The sequence below is a fragment of the Daejeonella sp. genome, from assembly GCF_044348475.1.
Taxonomy (GTDB): Bacteria; Bacteroidota; Bacteroidia; order Sphingobacteriales; family Sphingobacteriaceae; genus Daejeonella.
On sequence record NZ_JBIKSU010000159.1, the window covers coordinates 1 to 2917 of the forward strand.

Sequence of the window (2917 nt, forward strand, 5' to 3'; positions counted from 1 at the left end):
ATTACTGCCACCTACATTCTCAACGCCAATTGCACAATAATTAAGTCCAATAACATGGCGTGCAAAGGCAGTTTCAGGAAGTTGTCTGAAGATCATACCATCCCGGTCAACCAAGAATTGTGCTGCCACATTCAGGCTGCTTGCTCCGGCAATTCCTTTTCTGGCTCCAGGCAAAACAGCCGGATTCATCACATCAAATGATTGTTCAAGGGTTGGAATGGCAGTCCAGTGTAGAACGATCATTTTAGGTACTATAGTTGCTGAGTCCTGAATAATACCATGCCTAACTTTTAGGTACTCAATTGAAAGTTGTTTTCTTTCTTCATCAAAAACTACTGGCTTGTTAAATGTTCTGAATGTTTGTGAGAAAACAGGCCCGCTAAACAATACAATTACGCAGAGGCAAATTAATTTCAAATTGAATTTCATGAGTATTATGATTCTTCTAGTTAAGTAAAATAATTTTCGATAAATGTAACTATTCTTATAAAGAAGAATAAGATAGAAAATTTAATCTATTCTATTTTTTTTAGTGTATTTATCCAATTTAGTGCCTACAAAACGTAACGATTTCATGTTTTTTTAAAAGATTAATCAGGATAGTGTAATAATTCATTTTTTTTTCATAAAATTATGAACTGTTAAATTCAGTTTTATTGTCAATTTTTATTTCATTTAGCAGATAGTTTATTAATTTTTTTTCAAAAACCTCAAAAACAATTTATTTAATTATGGATAGTGCAAAAACACATGAAATTCTTCAAAGTGCCGAGTTCAAAAAGCTGGTAAAAACAAGATGGAACATTTCCCTTTCATTTACTTTTGTTATGTTGTTTGTTTACATCGGTTTTTTGCTTGTAATAGCATACAATAAAGACTTTCTGAAAATGCCATTAGGCGATTCAATAAATCTTGCAATTGTTGTAGGATTGGGAATTATATTCTTTTCATGGCTAATAACTGGGCTCTATGTTTACTGGGCAAATAATTATTATGATTCTGACGTTCATGAAATCAAAAAAAAATTATAACATATTTTAACTCTACTCAATATTCTTATGTCTTTGAATTTACTTCTTCAAATTAGCCCTTCTGGACCAGCTTCCACCTTGGGTACTGCAAATCCGGTATCAATAGCAATATTTTTCCTATTTGTGGCTGTTACCCTTTACATTACGTACTGGGCGGCTAAAAAAACTAAAACCGGTTCAGAATTTTATGCTGCCGGTCGAAATATCTCCGGATTTCAAAACGGATTAGCCCTAGCTGGCGACTATATGAGTGCGGCTTCTTTTCTTGGAATTGCTGGTATGGTTGCAACAAAAGGGTATGATGGTCTTATTTATTCTATTGGTTTCCTTGTTGGATGGCCTTTGATTATGTTTCTCGTTGCAGAGCCATTAAGGAATCTTGGAAAATATACGTTTGCCGATGTAGTAGCTTTTCGTCTTAAACAAAGGCCCATTCGCATCGCTGCTTCAGTTGGTTCATTATTAACCATTTCTTTTTATCTGATCGCACAAATGGTGGGAGCAGGTAGTTTGATCAAAACTCTTTTCGGATTAAATTATGAAATTGCAGTGGTAGTGGTTGGTGTAGTTATGACTATGTATGTACTCTTTGGAGGGATGCTTGCAACTACATGGGTACAGATTATTAAGGCAGTATTATTGCTATCGGGGGCTACCATTCTAGTTTTATTAGCACTTTCTAAATTTAATTTCAGTCCGTCTGAGCTTTTCATGTCAGTAAAAACACAGTATGGTTCAGATATGCTTGCACCGGGTGGCTTCATTACTAATCCATTAGATGCCTTATCACTTGGTTTAGCATTGATGTTGGGTACTGCTGGCTTGCCTCATATTTTGATGCGTTTTTACACAGTTCCTGATGATAAAGCAGCCAGAAAATCTGTTTTTGTAGCAACCGGATTTATCGGTTATTTCTACATTCTTACCTTCTTTATCGGTTTTGCAGCCTTAGCCCTTGTAGGTAAAGATGCAATCATCAGTTTAGATAAAGGCGGAAATATGGCAGCACTTCTTCTGGCCGAAAACACAGGTGGTAGCGCATTTCTAGGCTTTATTGCATCAGTAGCCTTTGCTACTATTTTAGCTGTTGTAGCTGGATTAACTCTTTCAGGTGCGTCAACTATCTCACATGACCTTTATGTGCACGTAATTAAGAAAGGTGTTTCTGATGAAAAAGGAGAAATGAAAGTGGCAAAAAGAGCAACTATCTTCCTTGGTGTTCTTGCTGTTGCTTTAGGCTTATTATTTAAAGGTCAAAACGTTGCATTTATGGTTGGTCTTGCATTTTCTATTGCAGCGAGTGCTAACTTCCCGGCATTGCTCATGTCAATTATTTGGAAAGGGTTCACTACAAAAGGCGCTGTTTGGTGTATGGTAACTGGGGCCGTTCTGTCATTAGTTTTAATCGTTATCAGTCCTACGGTATGGGTTGATATTTTAGGTAATGCTGAGGCAATATTCCCACTAAAAAATCCAACCATTGTCTCAATGACTTCTGCTTTTATTGTAGGTATTGTTGTCTCACTTGCAAAACCTGAGAAGGAAGCCGCTGATTTATTTGAAAGCGAAAAATTGAGAACCTACCTTGGTCACGGTTCTGAAAAATAACCTATTGCTGATCTGCTTAAGGCAGATCAGTTTTTTTTAATCATATAATATAAAATTATGAAACGCAGAGACCTACTTAAGGGTTTATCAGTTCTTCCACTTGCAGGGGGCATTTTATCAGTTGAAAGTGCAGCAGGTGCTGAGCTAAAAGCAGTTGCAACAACTGCAGTTAAAAGAGATTTATTCAAAGAATTAGGTATTCGTACATTTATTAATGCAAGAGCTACTCTAACCATGATGACTGGTTCTTTGATGCAGGATGAAGTAATTGATGCAAT

Annotated in this window: 3 protein-coding genes and 1 pseudogene; 3 read left to right on the forward strand and 1 reads right to left on the reverse strand. The window is 36.1% G+C overall.

The features are described from left to right. Positions 1 to 429: N-acetylmuramoyl-L-alanine amidase (locus ACIQZ6_RS12640; RefSeq protein ID WP_395811645.1), on the reverse strand; the 429-nt coding region annotated here is incomplete at its 3' end. Positions 430 to 731: 302 nt separating this feature from the next. On the opposite strand from ACIQZ6_RS12640, the gene ACIQZ6_RS12645 reads away from it, so the two are divergent. The 3 genes and pseudogenes from ACIQZ6_RS12645 to ACIQZ6_RS12655 form a co-directional block, all read left to right on the forward strand. Then, entirely contained in the window at positions 732 to 1031 is a 300-nt protein-coding gene (locus ACIQZ6_RS12645; RefSeq protein WP_090704083.1) for a DUF485 domain-containing protein, read from the forward strand. Between the two features lie 27 nt (positions 1032 to 1058). After that, the gene (locus tag ACIQZ6_RS12650; RefSeq protein ID WP_395811647.1) at positions 1059 to 2639 is read left to right on the forward strand and encodes a sodium/solute symporter; all 1581 of its coding nucleotides are present in this window, start codon (positions 1059 to 1061) and stop codon (positions 2637 to 2639) included. 57 nt (positions 2640 to 2696) lie between these two features. Beyond that, a pseudogene (locus ACIQZ6_RS12655) lies at positions 2697 to 2917 on the forward strand (selenocysteine synthase); the annotation flags it as partial.

Bases quoted from the DNA above. Each gene is read 5' to 3' on its own strand.
- ACIQZ6_RS12650 (WP_395811647.1), top strand. From the start codon at position 1,059: ATGTCTTTGAATTTACTTCTTCAAATTAGCCCTTCTGGACCAGCTTCC.
- ACIQZ6_RS12645 (WP_090704083.1), top strand. From the start codon at position 732: ATGGATAGTGCAAAAACACATGAAATTCTTCAAAGTGCCGAGTTCAAA.